Origin of the sequence: Kitasatospora purpeofusca (assembly GCF_034043715.1) — a bacterium.
In the GTDB taxonomy this organism is placed as follows: domain Bacteria; phylum Actinomycetota; class Actinomycetes; order Streptomycetales; family Streptomycetaceae; genus Kitasatospora; species Kitasatospora purpeofusca_A.
In genome coordinates, this window is record NZ_JAXCLC010000014.1 from 1 (window position 1) to 20,921 (window position 20,921).

At 73.7% G+C, this 20,921-nt stretch carries 23 protein-coding genes; 11 read left to right on the plus strand and 12 right to left on the minus strand.

The annotated features are described in order from the left end of the window. Window positions 1–181 (minus strand): hypothetical protein (locus SM793_RS10020; protein ID WP_320437732.1); only part of this gene is annotated, 181 nt, incomplete at its 3' end. Between the two features lie 124 nt (window positions 182–305). Between SM793_RS10020 and SM793_RS10025 the strand changes: the two genes are divergently transcribed. The 7 genes from SM793_RS10025 (at window position 306) to SM793_RS10055 (ending at window position 4,423) form a co-directional block, all read left to right on the plus strand. Then, window positions 306–1,148, plus strand: coding sequence for a helix-turn-helix transcriptional regulator (locus tag SM793_RS10025; protein WP_320437733.1), 843 nt, complete (start codon window positions 306–308; stop codon window positions 1,146–1,148). After that, on the plus strand, window positions 1,135–1,341 hold the full coding sequence (locus SM793_RS10030; RefSeq protein WP_320437734.1) for a DUF397 domain-containing protein: 207 nt from the start codon (window positions 1,135–1,137) through the stop codon (window positions 1,339–1,341). The genes SM793_RS10025 and SM793_RS10030 overlap by 14 nt, the downstream gene beginning before the upstream one ends. A gap of 167 nt (window positions 1,342–1,508) precedes the next feature. Then, the gene (locus SM793_RS10035; RefSeq protein WP_320437735.1) at window positions 1,509–1,694 is read left to right on the plus strand and encodes a DUF397 domain-containing protein; all 186 of its coding nucleotides are present in this window, start codon (window positions 1,509–1,511) and stop codon (window positions 1,692–1,694) included. Between the two features lie 68 nt (window positions 1,695–1,762). Next, entirely contained in the window at window positions 1,763–2,527 is a 765-nt protein-coding gene (locus SM793_RS10040) for an NUDIX hydrolase (protein WP_320437736.1), read from the plus strand. A 114-nt stretch (window positions 2,528–2,641) separates the two neighbouring features. Then, window positions 2,642–3,508, plus strand: a complete 867-nt coding sequence (locus SM793_RS10045) for an SDR family oxidoreductase (RefSeq protein WP_320437737.1) — start codon at window positions 2,642–2,644, stop codon at window positions 3,506–3,508. Window positions 3,509–3,590: 82 nt separating this feature from the next. After that, on the plus strand, window positions 3,591–4,163 hold the full coding sequence (locus SM793_RS10050) for a hypothetical protein (protein ID WP_320437738.1): 573 nt from the start codon (window positions 3,591–3,593) through the stop codon (window positions 4,161–4,163). 65 nt (window positions 4,164–4,228) lie between these two features. Next, entirely contained in the window at window positions 4,229–4,423 is a 195-nt protein-coding gene (locus SM793_RS10055; RefSeq protein ID WP_320437739.1) for a hypothetical protein, read from the plus strand. Window positions 4,424–4,519: 96 nt separating this feature from the next. Here SM793_RS10055 and SM793_RS10060 read toward each other — a convergent pair whose 3' ends face one another. Further along, complete coding sequence (locus SM793_RS10060) at window positions 4,520–7,567, minus strand: tetratricopeptide repeat protein (RefSeq protein ID WP_320437740.1); 3,048 nt, start codon at window positions 7,565–7,567, stop codon at window positions 4,520–4,522. A 975-nt stretch (window positions 7,568–8,542) separates the two neighbouring features. Between SM793_RS10060 and SM793_RS10065 the strand changes: the two genes are divergently transcribed. Then, window positions 8,543–9,160 carry an ATP-dependent endonuclease gene (locus SM793_RS10065; RefSeq protein WP_320437741.1) on the plus strand — a complete coding sequence of 206 codons (618 nt, stop codon included), beginning with the start codon at window positions 8,543–8,545 and terminating at the stop codon, window positions 9,158–9,160. A 50-nt stretch (window positions 9,161–9,210) separates the two neighbouring features. Here the strand turns inward: SM793_RS10065 and SM793_RS10070 are convergent, their stop codons facing one another. From SM793_RS10070 to SM793_RS10100, 7 genes are all read right to left on the minus strand, one after another. Then, window positions 9,211–9,729, minus strand: a complete 519-nt coding sequence (locus SM793_RS10070; RefSeq protein ID WP_320437742.1) for a hypothetical protein — start codon at window positions 9,727–9,729, stop codon at window positions 9,211–9,213. Between the two features lie 131 nt (window positions 9,730–9,860). After that, window positions 9,861–10,772 (minus strand): hypothetical protein, encoded by a 912-nt coding sequence (locus SM793_RS10075; RefSeq protein WP_320437743.1) that lies wholly within the window; start codon window positions 10,770–10,772, stop codon window positions 9,861–9,863. Window positions 10,773–10,820: 48 nt separating this feature from the next. Beyond that, entirely contained in the window at window positions 10,821–11,402 is a 582-nt protein-coding gene (locus tag SM793_RS10080; RefSeq protein ID WP_320437744.1) for a Uma2 family endonuclease, read from the minus strand. Further along, on the minus strand, window positions 11,383–12,261 hold the full coding sequence (locus SM793_RS10085; RefSeq protein WP_320437745.1) for a hypothetical protein: 879 nt from the start codon (window positions 12,259–12,261) through the stop codon (window positions 11,383–11,385). Before SM793_RS10085 ends, SM793_RS10080 begins: the two co-directional genes overlap by 20 nt. Before the next feature lie 124 nt (window positions 12,262–12,385). Then, a complete protein-coding gene (locus tag SM793_RS10090) occupies window positions 12,386–13,423 on the minus strand; it encodes a TolB-like translocation protein (RefSeq protein WP_320437746.1) in 1,038 nt (345 codons plus the stop codon). After that, window positions 13,420–14,835: an MFS transporter gene (locus SM793_RS10095; RefSeq protein ID WP_320437747.1), complete on the minus strand. Its 1,416-nt coding sequence runs from the start codon at window positions 14,833–14,835 to the stop codon at window positions 13,420–13,422. Before SM793_RS10095 ends, SM793_RS10090 begins: the two co-directional genes overlap by 4 nt. A gap of 5 nt (window positions 14,836–14,840) precedes the next feature. Beyond that, window positions 14,841–15,752, minus strand: coding sequence for an alkaline phosphatase family protein (locus SM793_RS10100; protein WP_320437748.1), 912 nt, complete (start codon window positions 15,750–15,752; stop codon window positions 14,841–14,843). A gap of 591 nt (window positions 15,753–16,343) precedes the next feature. Between SM793_RS10100 and SM793_RS10105 the strand changes: the two genes are divergently transcribed. Both SM793_RS10105 and cobC read left to right on the plus strand, forming a co-directional pair. Beyond that, window positions 16,344–16,853 carry a cobalamin biosynthesis protein gene (locus SM793_RS10105; RefSeq protein ID WP_320437749.1) on the plus strand — a complete coding sequence of 170 codons (510 nt, stop codon included), beginning with the start codon at window positions 16,344–16,346 and terminating at the stop codon, window positions 16,851–16,853. After that, window positions 16,850–17,920 (plus strand): Rv2231c family pyridoxal phosphate-dependent protein CobC, encoded by a 1,071-nt coding sequence (gene cobC, locus SM793_RS10110; protein WP_320437750.1) that lies wholly within the window; start codon window positions 16,850–16,852, stop codon window positions 17,918–17,920. The genes SM793_RS10105 and cobC overlap by 4 nt, the downstream gene beginning before the upstream one ends. A gap of 5 nt (window positions 17,921–17,925) precedes the next feature. Here the strand turns inward: cobC and SM793_RS10115 are convergent, their stop codons facing one another. The 3 genes from SM793_RS10115 to SM793_RS10125 are packed head-to-tail and all read right to left on the minus strand — an operon-like array spanning window position 17,926 to window position 19,706. Then, complete coding sequence (locus tag SM793_RS10115) at window positions 17,926–18,273, minus strand: hypothetical protein (RefSeq protein WP_320437751.1); 348 nt, start codon at window positions 18,271–18,273, stop codon at window positions 17,926–17,928. A gap of 57 nt (window positions 18,274–18,330) precedes the next feature. Further along, window positions 18,331–19,158, minus strand: coding sequence for an MOSC N-terminal beta barrel domain-containing protein (locus tag SM793_RS10120; RefSeq protein ID WP_320437752.1), 828 nt, complete (start codon window positions 19,156–19,158; stop codon window positions 18,331–18,333). Window positions 19,159–19,163: 5 nt separating this feature from the next. Next, window positions 19,164–19,706, minus strand: a complete 543-nt coding sequence (locus tag SM793_RS10125; protein WP_320437753.1) for a hypothetical protein — start codon at window positions 19,704–19,706, stop codon at window positions 19,164–19,166. Between the two features lie 178 nt (window positions 19,707–19,884). Here SM793_RS10125 and SM793_RS10130 point away from each other — a divergent pair, with 178 nt between their 5' ends. Continuing rightward, window positions 19,885–20,517 carry a hypothetical protein gene (locus tag SM793_RS10130; RefSeq protein WP_320437754.1) on the plus strand — a complete coding sequence of 211 codons (633 nt, stop codon included), beginning with the start codon at window positions 19,885–19,887 and terminating at the stop codon, window positions 20,515–20,517. The last annotated feature ends 404 nt before the right edge of the window (window positions 20,518–20,921 follow it).

A 20,921-nucleotide genomic window follows, 5' to 3' on the forward strand; every position in this document is an offset into this window, starting at 1 on the left:
CGTGGGTGGGTTTGGTGGTCCACTCGCAGCCGCCGGCCTCGTGGCGGAGGTAGACGAGCCCGGCGAGGGTGTCCATGTAGACGGCTTCGAGCGGCTTGCCGGAGGTGTCGAGGTGCGCGAGGTCACGGACGACCTCACCGACGGCAGGGGTGTAGGCGGGCGTGCGGGGGCGACTGGGCATGGGGGCTCCAATGGTTGCACTGTGCGTTGGGATCGCTACGACCCGTATCCATGGTGAGGCCGGAGGGACTACGATCGGAAGCCGGGGAAATGGCGAGTCTGCTATGGGTTCAGTTGGAGTCAGCATGAACGAGCGAAAGCTTGACCCCACGTCATCTGCGTTCGCGCCCATCGGCGTTCAACTTCGCAGGTCAAGGAAGGCACGTAGCCTGACTCAGCCCCAACTGGGCGAGATGATCAGGTTCTCCGCGTCCTACATCTCGCGAATTGAACGTGGAGTCGAGCCACCGAGTCGACGCCTCGCCCAGGAGGTCGACCAGGCATTGGACACCGGCGGCACCATCGAGCTGATGCTCGACCAGCTTGAGCATGTAGTACTCAAGGAAGGGCTTCCGGAGTACGTAGCCCAGGAGGCGAAGGCGGTGACCATCCGCCTCTTCCATCTGGGCCTGATCTCAGGCCTCCTGCAAACGCCCGACTACGCCACGGCCTACGAGCTGGCGTCAGTCCGCAGAGGCGCAGCCACTCGCCAGCAGGCTGATGCTCGCGTGAAGTTCCTGCTGAACCGGCAAGAAGCTCTGAAGCGGGCTCCTCCACCCTTCATCCAGGCGGTACTTGACGAGTGGAACCTCCGACGGCCAATCGGCGGCGACGCTGTCATGATCGGACAGTTGAAGTACTTGGAGGAGGTGGCTCAACAACCGAACGTGACTCTCCAGGTAGCGCCGATGAGTCTGGGCGAGGACCGACCCTTCGTTCATCCGGTGAATCTGCTGACCATGCCGAACGGCAGGATGGTTGGCTATACGGAGAGTCACAAGACGGGCTTCATGGAACGCGATGCCCAGATACTGTCATCCTGGGCCAGGGACTACGATCGGCTGCAGGTCGAAGCCCTGTCCCGAGCCGGCTCGTTGGAGCTGATCAGAGCAGTACGGAAGGAATTTGAGAGCCATGCAGCACATTGACACCGCCGGCGCTCAATGGTTCAAGAGCTCCTACAGTGGCCAGGGCGGAGAGTGTGTTGAGGTTGCCTCCAACTTCCCCGGTCTCGTCCCGGTCCGTGACTCCAAGAACCCAGACGCATCTCTTCTCTTCCCCGCCGACGCCTGGCAGTCCTTCGTCACCGCCGTCCAGGACGGCGAGTTCGGCACCATCTGAACTCTGAACCATCGATGAGCCCCGACCGCTGAACCGGTCGGGGCTCACGCCGTTCTCCCCCCGTACGCGCCCCTTGGAACAGCACAGCCCGCCCGAATGCCCTCTGTCCCCCGAGTTTTCCTTCCCCTACCGTGGATCTCAGGCCTACCGAAGGGAACTCCTGGACCATGTCGTGGCGTAAGAGCACTCACTGCGGCCAAGGCGGCGACTGCGTCGAGATCGCCGACCACCACCCCGGCCTCGTCCCCGTCCGACACTCCCAGGACCCCTCCGGCCCCGCCCTCCTCTTCCCCGCCGACGCCTGGCGCGCCTTCGTCGCCGCCGTCAAGCACGACGAGTTCGACATTCTCTGAAACCCGGCCTCCCCGTCCCCCGCCGCGTCCGGCTGACCCGCACCCCTCCCGGCTGCTTCGATGGGCGGATGCGCGAAGCAGCCGCCCCAACTCCCCCACCGCCGCCACTCGCCGAGGTCCTCGGCGTGCGCCGGATCCGGCTCGCCGAGGTCGCCGCTCCTCGCCTCACCGCCGAGGAGCGGCACGCCCGGGACCAGGTCTGGGCGACCATGGTCCTGGCCAACCCCACCCTCTTCGACGGCCCCGCGGTGGCCTGCGCCGACACCTCGTGGCCCAGACCCGGCGAACTCCACGTCTCCTGGTCCCGGGTGACCTACCGCCACTACGCCCTGCGCCGCGTCCCCTCCGCCACCGCCCCCACCGCCTCCCTCTCCGTCAGCGTCCTCCAGGCCACCGACGACGGCCGCCTGCTCGTCGGCCGGATGTCCCCCACCACCGCCGCCCCCGGACGCTGGCAGTTCCCCGGCGGCTCCGTCGAACCCCCGCCCGACGGCGAGCGCCTCGACGTCGCCGCGCTGCGCCGCAACGCCGTCCGTGAGCTGGCCGAGGAGACCGGAGTCACCACCACCCCCGCCGAGTTGGAACTCTGGGCCGTCACCCGGGGCCAGTACGGCAGCGTCGGTGTGCTCTTCCTCGCCCCGCCCCTCCCCGAGCCGGCCCTGCGCGAGTGCTTCACCGCCCTCGCGCCCCCGGAACGCGAACTGGTCGAGCTGGCCTTCGTCCGCTCCCCCGCCGACCTCCCGGGCCTGCCCGGCCCGCACGCCGACTACCTGCCCCCGGTCGTCCACCGCTTCGCCCGCCAGCAGGCGGGGTGGCGGCGTCGAATGTCCTGACCGGACCGGGGACGCGGTCCGCGACCTCCGCCGGCCGCCCCGGCCGCCGCTTGACCTGAACCTCGGTTGATGTACGAGGGTTTCGCCATCGAACGGCGAGACGAGGAGACTCCGATGACAACACAGCCCACGATCCTGGTGACCGGCGCGACCGGACGGGTCGGCGGTTCGGTGGTGGCCCGACTGCACGCGGCGGGCGTACCCGTGCGGGCACTGGTGAGGGGGGAGGCGGACTTCCCGGAGGGTGTTCGGGCGGTGCGTGGCGATCTCGGTGATCCCGCGTCACTGGGCGCGGCGCTGGAGGGCGTCGACGCGGTGTTCCTGGTGTGGCCCTTCCTGCATGCCGAGGGCGCCGCGGACGTGATCGACGTGATCGGGAAGCACGCCCGACGGGTGGTGTACCTGTCCTCGGCCGGGGTCGGGGACGGGGACGGGGACGGGGACGGGGAGCCCGGCGACGCGATCACCGCGTTCCACGCGGAACTGGAGCGGCTGATCGAGACGTCGGGCCTCGAATGGACGGCGCTGCGGCCCACCGGCTTCGCGAGCAACACGCTGGGCTGGGCGGACGAGCTCCGCTCGACCGGCGTGGTCCGGGCGCCGTTGGCGGAGCTGGCCCGCCCGTTGATCCACGAGGGCGACATCGCCGCCGTCGCCGTTCAGGCACTGACGGCGGACACCCTGCTCGGCGCCCGCCCCCTGCTCACCGGCCCTGACCTGGTCACCCAGGAACAGCAGGTGGCACTGATCGGCGAGGCGGTCGGACGGCCGCTGCGGTTCGAGGAGATCGCACCGGCCGAGGCCGCCGAGCGGATGAGGGCCGCGGGCTACCCGGCGGAGCTGGTGGCGGCCATCCTCCCGGCCCAGGCGGCCATGCTCGACCACCCGGAGCCCGTCAATGACGCGGTGGAGCGGATCACGGGAATCCCGGCCCGGTCCTTCGGGGAGTGGGCGGTGGACCACGCGGCGGACTTCCGCTGAGCGGGACGCCGTTCAGGACCCGTTCAGGACGCGGGCCCCGGTGCACGCGGTGCCCGGGTACGGGAGATCATGATCGCCACCGATGCCCGTCGAAAGGGCGACCATGCGATTCCCCTGGCGCCGCCGCCCCACCGCTCCCCCGGCCGCACCGGCCGACACCGACGACGACCTGCAGCTCGCCCGCCAGGTCGCCTACCGGGCCGCCCACCGGGACCACCCCTCGACCGTCGAGGTCCTGGCGGTCGTCGAGGAGATGCTGGCGGACGAGAACGGGTACCCGTTCGCCGTCGGCGTCCTGGAGAACCTCCAGAACCTCGCCTCCCACGGCCTCGACGAATTCCGCTCCGCCGAGGACATCCGCCCGCTGCTCGGCCCCCGAAGTGCGACCTGCTGGGACACCCTGACCGACTTCTGGGGCGACGTCGCCGACTGGAGGCTGCGCACCGGGGTGCCGATGGAGTCCTCCGCCCCGATCCTCGCCGTCGAGAGCGAGGAACTGCGGCTGCTCCTGTGGACGTCGAACCGGACCCTCCCCACCGGCGAGAAGCTCGGACTCGCCGACATCCTGCGCTACGAGAAGGCCGTCGGTGCGAGCCTGCCCGACTACAGCCACCTCGCGGCGGCCCTGGACGTCGCGGGAAAGAGCAGCTTCTGACTCCGCCCTCCCCCTGGCGCGGGAAGTCGGGGCCGCCGACTTCCCGCGCGCACCGCGCTGCGGAAATGGATCATCAGCAGGATCCGTGGGCGGCACTCCGCCACCCGGCCCTGCCGGTCGCCCTGCTCCGGGACCCGGCCACCGCCGGGACCGCCGGGACCGCCGCCGCCAACCCTGCGGTGCCAGTGGCCGTCATGCACCGCATGATCACGGCGGCGGAACGGGCGGCCGGGGCGGCGCGGGAGCCCGCCTCGGAGTAGGAAGTCGACCCGGTCGACTTCCTACTCCGAGGCGGGCTCGAACCACTCCCACTCCCACGCCCCCTCCCCCATTCGCCCTGCTGGATCGGCCTCTTGTCATCGGCGACGTGATTTCCAAGATCGGCGAGTCACCAGCGCACTCCAATGAGCGAGGTTCGCACGAGTCAAGCGGGTGTGGGGGTGGTCAGGTCCCAGGACCCGGACACGGTCGGGCAACAGGCCGGTGTAGTCGGCGACCGCCGCCTTCACGTCCCCCGCCGCCCCCCGCCAGTGGGCAAGCTCGTGCCGGGTGCTGAGGGTGTGGGGGTGGTCGGGTCCCAGGATCCGGATACGGTCGGGCAACAGGCTGCTGTAGCCGGCGACCGCCGCCCTCGCGTCCCCCGCCTCCCCCCGCCAGTAGGCAACGTTGTGCCGGGTGCTGAGGGTATGGGGGTGGTCGGGCCCCAGGACCCGGATACGGTCGGGCAGCAGACCCGCGAAAGCCGCCGCCGCCGCCCCGGCATCCCCCGCCTCCCCCCGTCGGTGGGCAAGGTGGTGCCGGGTATTGAGGGTGTCGGGGTGGTCAGGGCCCAGGACCCGGAGGCGGTCGGACAACAGACCCGCGAAAGCCACCGCCGCCGCCCCCGCATCCCCCGCCTCCCCCCGCCAATACGCAACGCTGTGCCGGGTATTGAGGGTGTCGGGGTGGTCAGGGCCCAGGACCCGGAGGCAGTCGGGCAACAGACCCGCGAAAGCCGCCGCCGCCCCCGCGTCGCCGGCCTCCCCCCGCCAGTAGGCAAGGTTGTGCCGGGTAGTGAGGGTGTCGGGGTGGTCAGGGCCCAGCACCCGGACACGGTCGGACAACAGACCGGTGTAGTCGGCGACCGCCGCCTTCACATCCCCCGCCGCCCCCCGCCAGTAGGCAAGGTTGTGCCGGGTAGTGAGGGTGTGGGGGTGGTCGGGTCCCAGGATCCGGATACGGTCGGACAACAGGCCGGTGTAGTCGGCGATCGCCGCCCCCGCATCCCCCGCCTCCCCCTGCCAATAGGCAACGCTGTGCCGGGTTCTGAGGGTGTCGGGGTGGTCAGGGCCCAGGACCCGGAGGCGGTCGGGCAACAGACCCGCGAAAGCCGCCGCCGCCGCCTTCGCATCCCCCGCCTCCCCCCACAGCGTGGCGAGGCTCGCGCGGGTGGCGAGAGTGTAGAGGTGCTCCGGTCCGAGGACCCGCACCATGTCGGGCAGCAGGTCAGCGGTGGCGGACGCGGCGCCCGCCGCATCCGCCACCTTCCCTTGCCAGCCGGCGAGGTTTGCACGGGAAGCGAGGGTTTCGGGGTGGTCGGGGCCCTGGACTCGGATGCGGTCGGGCAACAGGCCGACGAAAGCGGCGACCGCACCCACTACATCCCCTGCCTCTCCCCTCCAGTAGGCATGCTCGTGCCGGGTGGCGAGGGTGTAGGGGTGGTCAGGGCCCAGGACCCGCACGACGTCGCTCAGCAGATCGGCGTAGGCCGTGGCCGCTCCGCTCGGATCCCCCGCCTCCCCCCGCCAACGAGCGAGATCGTGCCGAGTGGTCAGGGTACCGGGATGATCAGGGCCCAGGACCCGGACACGGTCGGGCAACAGACCGGTCAAGGCCGTGGCCGCCCCGCTCGGATCCCCCGCCTCCCCCCGCCAACAAGCAAGGTCGTGCCGAGTGGTCAGACTGTCGGGATGATCAGGGCCCAGGACCCGGACACGGTCGGGCAACAGACCGGTCAAGGCCGTGGCCGCCCCGCTCGGATCCCCCGCCTCCCCCTGCCAACGAGCAAGGTCGTGCCGAGTGGTCAGACTGTCGGGATGATCAGGGCCGAGGTGGTGCCGGGTTCTGGCCGCCAGTCGGTGGAAGTGAACACGGGAAGCGGTGGCCTGGCCGGCTTCGCCGAGGCTTCGCCCGGTACGGAACAGCACCGCGTGGGCATCGGGCCGAAAGAGACTGTCCTCGGCGAGGGTGGTGATGGCGGTGGCGTTGGCACGCAGAGCTTCGGCGAGGTCGGTGTCGCGCTCGATCTCGGGCCACGCAGCGGTCAGGGCGTCGGCGGCGATACGCGCGAGGGTGCGGTGCTGGTCCGGGGTGAGGGTGTCGCGGACGGCGTGCTGAGTGAGCCGGTGAACCCGGACTGCCTGGTGAGGGGTGTGGGAAGTGTGGTCGATGAGGTGAAGCCGGTGCAGCGCGCGGAGCACGGCTACGGCCTCCACCTCGGCGGCCGGCACCGAGGCCGTGGCGCCGACCGGGGCGCCGGAGGGGACGGCGGCGGATGCGCGGTACTGGGTGAGGTAGCTGAGGACCGGGCCGCTGGTCATGACGCTGTGGGGAATGCCGTGGGGGGCGAGGAAGGAGGCGAGGTGGAGCATGGGCCGGGCCAGACCTGCGGGGCGCAGGGCGTCCGCGCGGTCCAGGGAGAGGGTCAGGGCGGTGGCAACCGTGTGGTGCTGATCGTCCGGCAGCCTGTCCGGAGCCGCGTCCGCGAGGGTGGTGGCGCGGTCGGCGAGCAGGACGAGGTAGTCGGCGGCGGTGATGGCGGCGTCCGCGATGTAGGCGGCAGCCTGGGACAAGGCCAGTGGAAGGTGACCCAGATCGCGGGCGAGAGCCGTGAGGTGCTCGGCGGGTTCGGTTCGACCGTGGACAGCCAGGGCATCGGCCAGGTAGGCGAGGGCTTCCGCGGGGGTGAAGAGGCCGACTTCGACCGCGCGGCTGCCGGGCCGCGCCAGGGCCGCTTCACGGCTGCGGGTGGTGACCACGGTCTGCCCCCACGGGCTGGCCGGTGGCCACAGGCCCTGCAGGTCGGCGGGATCGGTGACGTCGTCGAGCACCACCAGCCACCGGCACGCCGGTGCCTGGCCCGGCTTGGGTTCGAGCCAGGCCAGGAACGCGGCGGAGGCTCGTTCGGTGTCGTCGTTCGGATCGGCCCGGCACAGCTCGATGCCGGCTTGGGCGAGCCCGCTCGCCGCAGCGGCGCGGCTTCCGGCAGTGACCCATACCAGGACGTCCAGTTTCCCGTCGCGCCAGGCGGTGCGAGCGTGATCGGCGGCCAGCTGGGTCTTGCCGACTCCGCCCATCCCGCTCAGGACCTGGCCCAACACCGCGGTCCCTCCCCCGGACAGCACCTCGCTCAGCCGGTCGGCCACGGCACGGTGCTGGAACGACTGCGCGCGGGAGGGGATGGTGCCGACCTGGTGAGGCCAGGATGCCGGCGCCTGCCGTCCGCGTTGCCGCAGGGTCAGGTGGGCGTTTCCGCTGATCGCGATCGCCCCCGGTGCGTTCGCGGTCGCCGACCCGGTACCGACGACCCGCGCCGAGCCCGGAGTCGTGATTCCGGCGCCGGTGCCCGGGGCCGGACCCTGGTACCCGGTTACGGCCGTACCACCACCGTCGGCCCGGGCGTCGCCGGTGTCCGACACCGCTACGGCCGGCTCGGGCTCCGTGCTCGCTCCCCGTCGTAGGCGGACCAGCCATCTCTTCGCCATCGGCCTGTGGGTCCTACTCCGTGTAGTCGATGCCGGAGGTTCCATTGCAGGTAGCCTCCCCGGTGTCCTCGGCAGTGGCCGAACCCGAACCGCGGCCACCGGGGCGCCTGATACCGCTGACACCGCCGCGACTGGCGGGCCCGGTCCGGACGGCCCTGTCCTCCGGTCCTCCCGTACCGGGGGGCTGCTGGAACACCGCCCACCACAAGGCCAGCACACCGACGGCCGCCTGGACCGACGCCCCGGTCATCTCACCCGTACCGGGACTGTTCAACAGCCACACCAACGGAGTGGAGACGATCCCCGCCACCGCCACCACGATCAGTGCGACCTTCCACCTCTGCGACATGCCGGCGCCCCCTCCTGGTATCCAACGAGGCTAGCTGGCCGACGACTTACCCGTCTCGAGCAGTCCCATCACGCCACCGATCGTCACAGACCGGTGCCGGCCCGCGCGCGACCGACCGATGGACCGGAGCGCACGGCGAGCAGCTGCCCGAGCCGGTGCGGTCGATGCTGACCGGGAGCATCCGGGCGGACCGCACCGATTCCATGAGGTCCCGGATGCGCCACGGAGGCGGCCGACGCGGCGAAAAGGGTGGGCCCCGCACGGCCCGGCGGAGCAGAATGCGCAGCATGGCGGACATGGCAGCGTTCCAGGACGCGATCACGGCTTGGGCGGCGGGCGGACCCGGTGGGCCCGCGCGGGAACGGGCCGAGCGGGTGGGGGCGCGGACGGCGGTCCTGGTGGAGGGGCCGAGCGACCTCGCCGCCGTCGGGGCGCTGGCGGCGCGGCACGGCCGGGACCTGGCTGGTGACGGGGTGTGCGTCGTCTCCATGGGCGGGGCGATGAACGTCGCGCGCTACGCCGAACTGCTCGGGCCGCCCGGGCTGGGGCTGCGCCTCACCGGGCTGTGCGACGCGAACGAGCAGGGCTTCTACGAGCGCGGGCTCGACCGGGCGGGAGCACCGCGCGACGGCTTCTTCGTGTGTGTGGCGGACCTGGAGGAGGAGTTGATCCGCGCCCTGGGTGTGGCCCGGGTCGTGGAGATCGTCCGGGCCGAGGGCGACCTCCCGGCCTGGCAGACCTTCGTCCGCCAGCCCGCCCACCAGGGCCGCCCGGCCGAGGGGCAGCTGCGGCGCTTCCTCGGCACCAAGAAGGGCCGCAAGATCCGCTACGGGCATCTGCTGGTGCAGGCCCTGGCCCCCGGGCAGGAGCCTGCTCCGCTGCGCGACCTGCTGGCCGCCGTCTGAACCGGGCGAGCAACGTGAGGGGAAGTCGGACCGGCCGACGTCTCCCTCCGTCAGTACTCGACGGCGTCCAGGTGGTAGGTGGTGTCGACCCAGAACTCGCCGGCCCTCGCCTTGACGGAGAGCACGTACTGACCGGGCGCCAGCGGATCCAGGGCGCACCACTGGCCCCAGGCGACGCGCGGAATGCCCATCGCCAGGAAGCGCCTGGACGCGAACTCCTGCACCCGCAGCGGGACCCCGTTCAGCGTCGCATCGGCCCTGGAGGTCTCGACCCGCCACGGCGCGGAGGAGAGGCCGAGGGCGAAGCGCTGGGTGTTGAAGACCGGGAAGAACACCGGCTTCCCGGCGGGGATGGGGCAGCGGCGCACCACCCGGCCGCCGTAGGTGCCGGCCAGGAACCAGACGTCCGAGGGCTGCCGCCACCCGGCGAACTCGCCGGTGGTGTCACCGACCGGGCTGCGCTCCGCCGGGGCCGACAGTGCCCACTTCCACCAGCGCGCCGCGAGCTCCGCGCCCCGGCGGGGGTCCACGGTGTCGGCACCGGTCTCGGGGGAGACGGCCTCGCCCACGGTCTGCTCCTTCGGTTCCGCGCGCACCGCTGATCGGTTCGCCCCGCGACTTTATCTCCTGGGTTTGTCCCCCGGGAGTCGGGCCCTCCCGCGTGGGAGGGCCCGGGGCGGACCGCCGGGCGGTCGGGTGGTCAGGCGATCACGCGGCGGACGGTGACCTCGTACTGGTCGACCGCGCCGTCCCAGCGGACGACGACGGTGCCGCCCTGCGACTCGTCGTAGTCCTCGTCGTAGTCCTCGTCGTCCTGGTCGTCCTCGTGGTCGTCCTGGTGGTCGTCCTGGTCGCCGTCCGCGTCGGCCGGGGCGAACCGGACGAGGGCGAGGTCGTGGGACTCCTCCTCGCAGAAGGCCGCCAGGTAGTCCCGTAGGGCCGGGTCGGCCACACCGGCCACCAACTCATGGGCCACCTCCCCGACTTCGTCGGCAGAGGCGGAGCCGCCGAGACCGGCCGGGACCAGCTCGGGCGAGGTGGCGGCGGTCAGGCCGGTGGCGGCGCAGAGGGCGTCGAGCAGGGTGTCACCGGAGGCGATCCGGGCCTGCCAGAGCGTCCACAACTCCCGGGGCAGGTCGGCCGAGGCGAGGTCGACGCCGTGGCGCCCGGCTATCAGACCCAGGTCGGCGCCCAGCAGGGCGCCGCGCCACTGGCCGCCCTCGGACTCCGCGACGGCGGCGGCGAGATCGGCGGCGAACGCGGCGAGCGTGTCGGGCAGTTCGCGCGGGTCGACCCAGAACAGCGACCGGCCGGCGTCGAACACCAACTCGGTCTCGGCGGCATCACCGGGCGGGGTGAGCAGCAGCTGACCGGGGCCGACCGTCTCCTCCCCCGCGAGCGCGGCCCGGCCGACCCACACCGGGTCGTGGTCGAGTTCGGCCTCGTCGAGGAAATTGCCGCCGTAGTAGGCGCCGTAGCGGGCGCCCCCGTCCCCGTACTCGTTCCCGTACTCGGCCAGCGGCCGGCCGAGCACCTCCCCGAAAGCCTGGGCCAGAGTGGCCGCCCACTCCACGGAACGGCCGGGCGGCGACGTGCTGCTCTCAAGCGTCATGACGGGAGTACAGCACGGCCAACCGACAACACCGGCAGGCGGGTTGGTTCAGCGGCTGTAGTCCTTGAGTTCCTCGGTGTCCAGAGTGACGTCGAGACCGGGCAGCTCGACCCGCTCGCCGTAGTCGTAGCTCCGGATCTCGCGGTAGCGGCCCTTGACCGGCTCGCTGTGGACGGAGACGGTGTCGTTGTCCCGGTCGACCAGCAGGTAGAGCGGGATGCCGCTCTCGGCGTACGCGCGGGGCTTCTTGACCCGGTCCCGCTCGTCGGCCCGCCGGTCGAAGGAGGTGACCTCCGCGACCAGCAGCACGCCCCGGGAGTCGGCCCACTCCCCCTGGCCGGCGAAGTACTTGGCGGGCGCGAGGGCTCCGTCCGGGCGGGCGGCACCGGCCCGGTGCGACGGGAGGAGGTGAAGGCCCTGCCGACCGAAGAGCCAGAGGTCCGGCCGCTGCCGCGCGCAGGCCCGCTGGAGCCACGCGAGGATCTGGCCGCAATCGCCGTCGGGCGCGGGCCGGACCCCCAGCTCGCCGCCGACGAACTCGAGGACGACGTCGTGGCGGGCGGCGGTCGCGGCGATGGCCTCGAAGGCGTCGAGCCGCAGTTGCGGCCGGTCAGCCGGTGGCGCGGACATAGATGTCGGCGGCGCCCGGCAGGCCGGCGGGGTCGGGGGCGACGTAGATGCGGCGGGCCCGGGTGCGGGTGGGGTCGGTGCCGGGGGCCGGGTCCTCGGTGTCATCGGGGGTCGGGGTGGGGCTAAGGCTCGGGTCGGCGGCGGGGGCGATGTGCTCCCTGGGTTCCGGGTCGGCGGCCTCGGTGACGGGCTGGGCGGTGTCCGCCGGGTCGGCGTCGGGAGCCGGATCGCCGGTGGGCGCCTCGTCGGGCAGCGCGGAGGGCGAGGCGGTGGGCGCCTCGTCGGGCAGCGCGGAGGGCGAGGCGGAGGGCGCCTCCTCGGGCAGCGCGGAGGGCAACACAGAGGGGGAAACCGACGGCGACGGCGACGGCGAAGCCGCCGGGTACGGCGCGCCCACCTCCGGGGCCGAGTCCGGCTCGTCGCCGCCCAGCGCCTCGGTGAGGTCGGCGGGCAGCGGGGCGACGGCGCCGGGGGCCGGCAGGTCGTAGGTGCGCAGGAAGTCGCCGACGCCGACCTCGCGCCCGCCCGCCAGCCGGTAGTGCAGGTAGGCGACGGGCAGGCCGTCCGCCCCGCGCGTGTAGACGGCGCCGACCGGGACGTAGTAGCGGCCCGCGCCCGGATGCTGGGAGGGGTGCAGCCCGGCCAGCAGTTCGGCGCGGTCGCGGTCGGTCTCGATGGCTCCCCGGCCGACGGTGAGCGCGTTGACGCCCCGGACGGCGAGGGCCGCCAGCACCGACACGAAGACCACCAGACCGATCGCGACGGTACGGCGCAGCACCGGCCGGCCGTGCAGCGCCGGCCAGGAGTCGCTGGTCGCACGCTCGGGCGGCGATCCGCCGTCGGGCCCTCGTTGCCTCACTGTTCGCGCTCCCCCCGGTCCGTCGTCATGGCGGCCCGGTAGGGGGCACGGCCACTCGTCATGCTCGTCCTGGACCCTACGCTCCGGGTTCGGAATGGGACCAACCACCCCGATCAGCCCGCGCTCACCCCAGGTAGGCGGGGGCCACGGCGGCCTCCAGCAGCCGCCCGGGCGCGCCGCCGCCGTCGGCGGGGACGGTCCACAGGTCGGCGCCGAAGTCGCCGGGCATGGCGTAGAGCAGGGTGCGGTCGTCGGACCAGACGGCCTGGTCGTCGATGCTGCGCTGCTCGGCGGTGGCGGTCTCGGCCATGGTGGCGAGGTCCAGGACGTACAGCCGCCAGGGGGCGTCCTCGGAGGCGCCGGGGACGCGCTTCTTGTAGGCGATCCGGGTGCCGTCCGGGGAGAGCGACGGACACTCGACGTTCTGGTGCAGGGTGGTGAGGGTGCGGGCGGCGAGATCGCCGCGGACCAGGTAGGTCTGGCCGCCGGTGGCGGCGGTGGCGTAGAAGGCGTTGTCGTCGGCGAAGGTCACGCCCCAGATGTTGACGTCCGGCGCCCGGTACGGCTTGCCGTCCTTGACCACGTCGAACTCCTCCAGGTTCTCCCGGAGGTTCCAGTCGCGGACGTCGACGATCGAGGTGCGGGTGGAGAAGTCGGTGCCCGCGTAGGAGTCGCCGCTGACGAAGACGGTCCAGGCGGCGAGGTGGCCGGAGGGCGAGACCCGGGACCGGGTGGGGATGCCGGCGGCCGGGAAGGTGCGCAGTTCGCGCAGGTGGTCGTCGAGGACGACGGCCCGGTAGGTGTCCTGGAGGGGGCCCCGGTCGGCCCGCAGGCAGATGCCGGTGCCGGCGGCGGCGTAGAAGCGCAGGCACTGGACGCCGGAGGAGGTGCGCGGGCCGTCGGGGTGCCCGGCGGGGACGGTGACGACCTCGTCGCGGTGCGGGCCCCAGGCCATGTTGCGGAAGACGAGCTGCCGTTCGGCCCGGCCCTCGAGGGTGACCTCGCCCCGGGTGACGACCGGGCCGCCGGCCTGGGTGCGGTCGCGTTCGGCGGAGCGGTCCGAGGCCCACAGGACGGCTCCGGTGCCGACCGCGCCGAGCAGGACGACGGCGACCAGCAGGATCAGCACCCGGGTGCGGTTCGGGAGGGTGGCGGTGGTCACGAGGGCACCTCGGAGTCGTCGGTCGTGGAAGCGGCGGCGGGGTCGCCCGGAGCGGCAGCGGGCCCACCGGCAGCGGCGGCGGGCTCGCGCAGGACGAACGCCGCCCCGGTGACGCAGCCGGCCAGCGCCAGCGCCGACCAGGTCAGCGCGGTGGTGCCGCCGACCGCGCTCCACAGCGCGCCGAACGCCAGCGAGCAGGCGAAGCGGGCCAGCGCCTGCCCGGTGCCGACCAGGGCGAGGCCGGCGCCGCGCCGCTCGGCGGGGACGGTGTCGGCCGCCGCGGCGGCGAGCACGCCGTCCGTGGCGGCGTAGAAGGAGCCGTGCAGCAGCAGGACGCAGACCACCACGGCCGGGCCGTCCAGCGGCGACAGCAGCAGTCCGTAGGCGAGCAGCAGGACGCCGTGCCCGGCCAGGAACAGCCGGCGGCGGCCGATCCGGTCGGCGAGCGCGCCCAGCGGCACGGCGAGCAGCAGGAAGGCGCCCGCGGTGCCGAGCGGCAGCAGCGGGAAGTACTCGACGGAGAGGCCGAGCCGGCGCTGCACCAGCAGGTAGAGGAAGGAGTCGCTGACGGTGGTGAGGCCGAGCAGCACCGCGCACACGGTGAGCCGGCGCAGGCCGGGGATGCGCAGCAGCGCGAGCCCGTCCCGCAGCCGGGGGCGGGTGTCGGACGGTTCGGCGTCGTCGAGCCGGTTCGGCACGAACAGCAGCAGGACGAGGACGCCGAGCACCGCGACGCACGCGCTGACCGCGAACACCGCGTGGTAGCCCTGCTGCTGGCCGCCGTCGGCGAGCACCGGGCCGCCGGCCAGCCGCAGGACGAGGAAGGCGGTGAGCGGACCGAGCAGCGCGCCCGCCGTGTCCATCGCCCGGTGGACGCCGAACGCCCGGCCGCGGTGGGCGGGTTCGGTGGCGAGCGAGATCATCGCGTCCCGCGGGGCGGTGCGCAGGCCCTTGCCGGTGCGGTCGGCGGCGAGCACGGCGCCGATCAGCGGCACGGTGTGGACGAGCAGCAGCAGCGGCTTGCAGAGCGCGGACAGTCCGTAGCCGACGGCGGCGACGGCCTTGTGCCGGGACGCCCCGTCGCGCCCCCGGCGGTCGGCGAGGTGGCCGCCGAGCAGGCGGACGACGGCGCTGAAGCCGTTCTGGATGCCGTCGAGCAGGCCGAAGCCGAGCGGGGACAGGCCGAGGCCGGTGAGCAGGTAGAGCGGCAGGACGGCGCTGACCATCTCGGACGAGATGTCGGTGACCAGGCTGACCACGCCCAGGGCCACCACGGTGCCGGGGACGGCCGCCCGGGCGACGGTGCGGGATCCGTCGCCGGTGCGGGATCCGTCGGCGGCCTCCCGCCGCCCCGGCCGGGTTTCGGCCGGGGCGACGGGGGCCTTGGAGCTGCGGGAGTCCGCGACGTACACGGGCGTCAGTTCCAGATGCCGGTGATGGTGGCGGCGGTGGCGGCGTTGCCCGCGTGGCTGGTCAGGCCCGCGAGGTCCTCCAGGGTGCGCAGCACGTTGTAGTGGTTGTAGGTGGTGGCGGTGGTGGAGCCCGGGGTGACGTGGGCGCCGTAGAGCACGGTGGGGATGCGGTTGCCGGCGAGGCGGTTGTCCTCGTCGAAGGTGACGACGAGGATGCTGTTGTTGGCCTTGGCCCAGGTGGCGTAGGCGCCGAGCTTGTTCTTGATCCAGGTGTCACCGGTGCCGACCGAGCAGTCGTGCATGTCGTTGCACAGGTCCGGGACGACGAAGGAGACCTTCGGCAGGGTCGCGAAGTTCGTCGGGAACTGCGTCATGGTGTACGCGGTGTTGGTCGGCACGTTGGAGAAGCCGAACCACGGGTTGTGCTTCTGCGCGTACTTGCCGCTGGAACAGGTGGTCGAGCCCTGGCTCGGCAGGCCCTCGTTGTAGCTGCCCCAGGTCTTGCCGGCGGCGATCAGCTCGGAGGCGAGGTTCGGCTTGTTGATCGAGCCGACGGAGACGCAGCTGTCGTCGGTGCGGCCCTGGTTGGAGCCGGAGAACAGCTGGTAGTAGTTGGGCTCGCTGGGGTGGGTGAGCCCGAACGACTGGGTGAGGGTGGCGCCGCCGGCGGCGAGGGTGTTGTTGATGTACGGCGCGCTGGAGCTGCCGATGACCTGGGTGTAGGCGTGGTTCTCCAGGACGACGACGACCACGTGGTCGGGCGCCGGCAGGGCGGCGGCCTGGGCGGTGCTGCCGGTGGCGGCCCAGAGGCCGAGCGAGCCGGCGACGAGGCCGAGGCCGGCGGCCGAGGCGGTCAGCCGGCGGCGGCGGGGGCGGCTCGGGGCGGCGCCCCCGGCGTTCGGGGTGGTGGCGCTCATGTCAACAGTGTCCGGAGTTTCGGGCATGGTGTCCTCCGTGTGTCGGGACCGGCGGCGGGCAGGGCAGGCTTTCCCGGCCGCCGGGTACTGCCGGGTGGGAGAGGGCCGCCGGTCGGGGCACCGGCGGTTTCCGAGCGCCGCAAACAGTAGGAGCGGCGCGGTGGCGGGGGCCCCGGCGGAGAGGTGAAGAACTGGCGAACAGGGATCGGTGGCCGAGCTTCGCCGCCCGGCGGCGGCCGGGAACGTCACAATCGGCTCGATTGACCCGTCCGTCGCGGGCGTGGTGGGATTTCCGGCGGCCCCCCGAGGCCGGGTCTTCGCCCTGACCTGCGGCCTTCCGCCCGATCGGCGGGAGGCGGATTTCGGCCGCCGCGGTGGTTGTCGGCGGACGCCGGCCCGGCCCGGCCGGCGTCCGGACCTCGGGCAGGTGTCGGGCGGGTGACGTGGAGGAGCGGGACGTGAGCGGACGGTGAGTACGGCGTGAGGAATCCGGACCGGGACGGGCCGGGCCACCCCGACGATCGGGGCGGGAGTGGTGACCGGGGCGCTGGAAGCACTCCGGGGGCGCGGGCTCCGCAGGACGCGCGGGGCGTGCGCGGCGCGGTGCGCGCCCCGGACGGCGGGGCGGGGCTCGCAGGCGGCGGGCCCACCGACGCCGGGCTCATCGGTGCCGGGCTCACCGACGGCGGGCTCCCCGGGGCCGGGGCTCTCGTCGTCGGCGTGGGCGTGCGCGCGACCACCGCGGAGACGGAGCTGCTGGAGCTGATCCGGCGGACCCTCGCCGGAGCCGGACTCCCCGCCGACGCCGTCCGCGCGCTCGCGACCCTCACCGGCAAGGGCGGCCACCCCGCCGTCCGGGCCGCCGCGTCGGCACTCGGCGTCCCCGTGGTCGAGTACCCGGCCGAGGCACTGGCCGCCGTCCCGGTGCCGAACCCGTCCGGCACCGTCGGCGAGGCGGTGGGGACGGTCAGCGTGGCCGAGGCGGCGGCGCTGGCGGCGACGGGCGGCGGCGAACTCCTCGTCCCCAAACGGAAGACCGCGTCCGCGACCGCCGCCGTCGCCCGCACCCCCCACCACCGGAACGCAGGAGAGCACCCGTGACCCCCCACTCCCCCGCCGGACCCGAGGCGCACGAACCGGACCTGCGCCACCACGGGGACGCCGAGGTCCGCGCCGACGGCGCCGACCTGGTCGACCTCGCCGTCAACGTCCGCACCGGCACGCCCCCGGCCTGGCTGCGCGCCCGCCTCGCCGCCACCCTCGCCGAGCTCGCCGCATACCCCGACGGCACCGCCGCCCGCGCCGCCGTCGCCGCCCGGCACGGCCGCCCGGTCGACGAGGTACTGCTCACCTCCGGCGCCGCCGAGGCGTTCGTGCTGCTCGCGCGCGTCCTGACGCCGCGTCACATCACCGTGGTGCACCCCCAGTTCACCGAGCCCGAGGCCGCCCTGCGGGACGCCGGACACCCGGTGCACCGCGCCCTGCTCTCCCCCGCCGAGGGCTTCCGGCTGACCGCCGGCGCCGTCCCGGAGGAGTCCGACCTGGTCGTGCTCGGCAACCCCACCAACCCCACCTCCGTCCTCCACCCGGCCGCCGCCGTCGCCGCCCTGGCCCGGCCCGGCCGCACCCTGGTGGTCGACGAGGCGTTCATGGACACCGTGCCCGGGGAGAGCGAATCCCTGGCCGCCGCACGGGACCTGCCGGGCCGGGTGGTGGTCCTGCGCAGCCTCACCAAGACCTGGGGCCTGGCCGGGCTGCGGATCGGCTATGTGCTCGGCCCGGCCCCGCTGATCGCCGGACTCGCCGCCGCCCAGCCGCTCTGGCCGGTCTCCACCCCGGCCCTGGTCGCGGCCGAAGCCTGCTCGGCCCCGGCCGCGCTCGACGAGGCCGAGCAGGCCGCCCACGAGCTCGGACTCCGGCGCGACCACCTGTTGAAGGGCCTGGCCGCCCTCCCCGACGTCCGGGTGCACGGCGAGCCGGCGGCGTCGTTCGTGCTGGTCGAGCTGCCCGGCGCGGACGGGGTGCGCGACCGGCTGCGCGAACGCGGCTTCGCCGTCCGCCGGGGCGACACCTTCCCCGGCCTCGGCCCGGACTGGCTCCGCATCGCCGTCCGGGACGAGGGCACCACGGACGCGTTCCTCGCCACTCTCACCGAGGCCCTGGGTTAGGGGGGTTAGGGGGTTACGGGGCGGCCGAGCGCGGCGGACGTCGCGCCCGGGCCCGGGCCCGCGCCCGGGAGGGTGAGCGTCGGCGTGCCCGAGGGCGTCGTCACCGTCACCGTGATCGGCGCCGAGCGCCCGCCCGACCCGCCGTCCCCCGAGGTCAGGAGCACCACCGCCAGGGTCGCCCCGGCCATCCCGACCACCGCCCAGCGCGCCCACCGCGCCGCCCGTCCGCCCGCGCTCCCGTCCGTACTCCCGTCCGCGCCCTCGCCTGCCGTGCCCTCGCCCGCCCTGCCCTCGAACTGCCGGTGCCCGCCGCCCATGCCGGTCGCCTCCCCGGACTCGGTTCTGGTACTCATGGGACCTCCTGGAGCGGCAACCGGTTCCGCCTTCTCCGGAAGACCTCCGGAAGACCCTCAGGACACCGGCCCGACCCGGTCCCCGACCCGCACCCGCCCCGGCCGCAGCACCCGGGCGTACACCCCCAGACAGGGCAGCGCCGCCATGCCCGGCAGCGGCACCACCCGGTTGCGCTCCGCGAGCACCCGCAGCGCCGCCGCCGAGCGCGGCAGCCCCGGCCCGTGCGCGAGAGTGGGGACGGCGCAGCGCGGCGTCGCGGCCAGGACGTGCAGGCGCAGCTCCGGCCCGACCGCCAACTCCCCCTCCACCCAGCCGTTCTCGACGAAGCCGGAGACACCGCCGGGAGTCCGCAGCACCAGGTTGGGGCGGTACCGCCCGGCCGCCGCCGCGGGCGCGTCGGCGGCGGCGAGGGCGGCCGTGGTGAGCAGGTGGAGCGGCGCGAAGTCGAAGAAGGTGCCGGACGGCGCTCCGCGTCCCAACTCGCTGACGGTGAAGCCGACCTCGGCGCGCACACCGCGCGCCAGGACCTCCTCCGGGACGGACCGTTCGACGCTCGCGCCCGGCGGCGGCACGTCCACCAGCCGGACCTTGCGGCCCAGCCGCTCGGAGAGCCCGCCCTCGCCGACGAGCCCGCCGTCCGGACCGAGGACGGCCGGCCGGGCGCCCGGCCCGGTGACCGGCCCGGTGACCGCGGTGAACCCGAGCATGCCCGCCCACAACCGCGGGTGCTTGGCGCTCACCACCCGTCCGGTGCCGGCGTCCAGCAGCGCCCACCCCCGGTCGCCGGTGATGCCCCGCTCCGACACCTCCGCCTCGCGGAGGTCCTCGCCGAGCATCGACTTCACCGGGTACCGGCACAGCCGCTCCACCGTGGCGACCAGCACCGCGCTCAGCCTCCCAGCTCGGTCCGCGCCCACTCCCGCAGCGTGTCGAAGTCCTCGGCCCGCAGCCCGAGCCCGGGGTGGATCCGGAACGTCGCCGCCGGGCCGGGGTGGTTGGCGGCTATCCACTCGGTGTCCTGCGGGCCCAGCTCGTCGTCCACCCAGACGAAGGGGCGCCCGGCCGCCCACTCGACCAGGACCCTGGTCTTCCAGTGCAGGCCGTCCGGGTCCTCGTGGAACATCTCCGGCCAGGCGATGAAGGGGAGTTCGGGCAGCCCGACCAGCGGGCCGATCCAGGTGTTGGCCTCGCCCTTCCAGGCCGTCGCCCAGACCAGCTCGAACGGCAGGTCGAGGAGGCGGGCGCCGTGGTCGGGGTTGATCCAGAGCCGGATCGGCTCGACCTCCCCGGTCGGCCGTCCGGGGAAGCGCGCCAGCAGGAAGTCCGGGCGGACGTGGTGGGTGCCGTATCCGGCGGGCTGTTCCGGCGGCTGGGCGGCGAACGGGTTCAGCGGGCCGTCGACGTCGAGGAGGAGCAGCGGGAGGGTGGTCATGTCGCGAATGGTCCCGCGCGCCGCCCGCCTTGACCATCTTTTTTACGGCGGCGGGAGAGCGCGGGGCGGTCCGGAACAGAATCGGGATATTTCCCGCACCGGACTGTGAACGACCCCGGCGTACGGTCGTCCTGCGCCGGTGAGCGACACCGGCGGTCACAATCCTGGGGGATCCGCCATGCGCCCGCGCCGTCTCGTTCTCACCGCCGTCGCCGTCGCGGCCCTCGCCGTCGCCGCCACCGCGTGCGGGCCGGAGAACAGCGACTCCGCCCCCGCCGCGTCCGGTCCGGCCACGACGGCCGCCGCACCCGCCACCGCGGCCCCGGCCTCCACTCCCGCCCCGGCTTCCGCACCCGCCACCGCGCCCACCACCGCACCCGGCACCGGGAAGCCCTCCGCACCCGCCCAGGCCGCCGGCTCCTGCGGCGCCAAGGACCTCGTCCTCACCGCCAAGGCCGAGTCCCAGGCGGGCGGTTACATCCTGATCACCGCCAAGGCCAAGCCCGGCGTCACCTGCACCCTGCCCGCGCGCCGCCCCGTGATCGCCTTCGGCTCGGGCGGCATCGAGGCGGCCAAGGCCGAACAGGCCGCCGCCCAGCCGATCAAGCTCAGCGGGTCGGACGCCGCCTACGCGGGCGTCATGACCAAGACCACCAAGGACAACCAGGCGATCCAGTTCACCGACGTCATCGTGGGCGTCAACGACCCTGACCCCGACCCGGTCAGCCTGCCGATCGGCCCGACCAACGTGGACAAGCCGATCGTCACCAACTGGCACAGCCGGCCGGAGGGCGCCGTCCCCGTCCACTGACCGGCCCGCCGCCGGATCCGGCCATGACCACGGAACCGCCGGACGCCTACGAGATCTCCACCGACCCCGCGCGGCTCGACGCCGCACTGATCCACCGGTGGCTCTCCGAGGGACGCCTACCGGGCGCTCGGCCGCACTCGCGAGAAGCAGGGCCCCGCCATCGCGGGCCGGCTCGACTTCGGTGTCCGCGACAGTGCTTCCGGCACCCGGCTCGGCTACGCCAGGGTGGCCACCGACCACGCCGCCTTCGCCCGGCTCCGCGATGTCCCCATCGCCCCGGCACCGCCCTCGCCCCGACTGTCCGCGACCTCCTCGCCCCCTGATCCGTAGTGAAAGCGGTTCCGGAGCAAGCCGGTCGGGGCTTCTGGATCTGTCCGGCGTGACGGGCACCTACTCGCTCCCCT

Bases quoted from the DNA above. Each gene is read 5' to 3' on its own strand.
- SM793_RS10025 (WP_320437733.1), top strand. From the start codon at position 306: ATGAACGAGCGAAAGCTTGACCCCACGTCATCTGCGTTCGCGCCCATC.
- SM793_RS10030 (WP_320437734.1), top strand. From the start codon at position 1,135: ATGCAGCACATTGACACCGCCGGCGCTCAATGGTTCAAGAGCTCCTAC.
- SM793_RS10035 (WP_320437735.1), top strand. From the start codon at position 1,509: ATGTCGTGGCGTAAGAGCACTCACTGCGGCCAAGGCGGCGACTGCGTC.
- SM793_RS10040 (WP_320437736.1), top strand. From the start codon at position 1,763: ATGCGCGAAGCAGCCGCCCCAACTCCCCCACCGCCGCCACTCGCCGAG.
- SM793_RS10045 (WP_320437737.1), top strand. From the start codon at position 2,642: ATGACAACACAGCCCACGATCCTGGTGACCGGCGCGACCGGACGGGTC.
- SM793_RS10050 (WP_320437738.1), top strand. From the start codon at position 3,591: ATGCCCGTCGAAAGGGCGACCATGCGATTCCCCTGGCGCCGCCGCCCC.
- SM793_RS10055 (WP_320437739.1), top strand. From the start codon at position 4,229: ATGGATCATCAGCAGGATCCGTGGGCGGCACTCCGCCACCCGGCCCTG.
- SM793_RS10065 (WP_320437741.1), top strand. From the start codon at position 8,543: ATGGCGGACATGGCAGCGTTCCAGGACGCGATCACGGCTTGGGCGGCG.
- SM793_RS10075 (WP_320437743.1), bottom strand. From the start codon at position 10,772: ATGACGCTTGAGAGCAGCACGTCGCCGCCCGGCCGTTCCGTGGAGTGG.
- SM793_RS10080 (WP_320437744.1), bottom strand. From the start codon at position 11,402: ATGTCCGCGCCACCGGCTGACCGGCCGCAACTGCGGCTCGACGCCTTC.
- SM793_RS10100 (WP_320437748.1), bottom strand. From the start codon at position 15,752: ATGAGCGCCACCACCCCGAACGCCGGGGGCGCCGCCCCGAGCCGCCCC.
- SM793_RS10115 (WP_320437751.1), bottom strand. From the start codon at position 18,273: ATGAGTACCAGAACCGAGTCCGGGGAGGCGACCGGCATGGGCGGCGGG.
- SM793_RS10125 (WP_320437753.1), bottom strand. From the start codon at position 19,706: ATGACCACCCTCCCGCTGCTCCTCCTCGACGTCGACGGCCCGCTGAAC.
- SM793_RS10130 (WP_320437754.1), top strand. From the start codon at position 19,885: ATGCGCCCGCGCCGTCTCGTTCTCACCGCCGTCGCCGTCGCGGCCCTC.